The sequence below is a fragment of the Pseudoalteromonas sp. RB2-MNA-CIBAN-0110 genome, from assembly GCF_040309305.1.
Classification (GTDB): Bacteria; Pseudomonadota; Gammaproteobacteria; order Enterobacterales; family Alteromonadaceae; genus Pseudoalteromonas; species Pseudoalteromonas arctica.
Window position 1 is genome coordinate 1 of record NZ_JBEOOQ010000193.1, and the last position, 270, is coordinate 270.

At 43.7% G+C, this 270-nt stretch carries 1 protein-coding gene; it reads right to left on the bottom strand.

Annotation, left to right across the window (positions count from 1 at the left end; all coding sequences use genetic code 11):
• Positions 1-270: IS66 family transposase zinc-finger binding domain-containing protein (locus tag AAEY68_RS21130; protein WP_350586836.1), on the bottom strand; the 270-nt coding region annotated here is incomplete at both ends.

Consider the following 270-nt stretch of genomic DNA (forward strand, 5'->3'; position numbering starts at 1 on the left):
GTGCAGTGGCAGTGCATATTGATATTTGCTGGTGATGATTTGACTTAACAAACTGGACGTGGCCATGCCTTTGTTGATGGCCATGTTTGGCATCTTGGCTTGTTTAATACTGTTATTCGACCCTGACTTATCACATTCACGACACGCGTACTTTGGGCGAATATGCTCAATGACTTTTATCTTTGCGGGAACGAAGTCGAGCTTTTCGCTGACGTCTTCACCCATTTTATGCAACTCATTACCACAGCAGTTACACAACTTGTCTTCTTC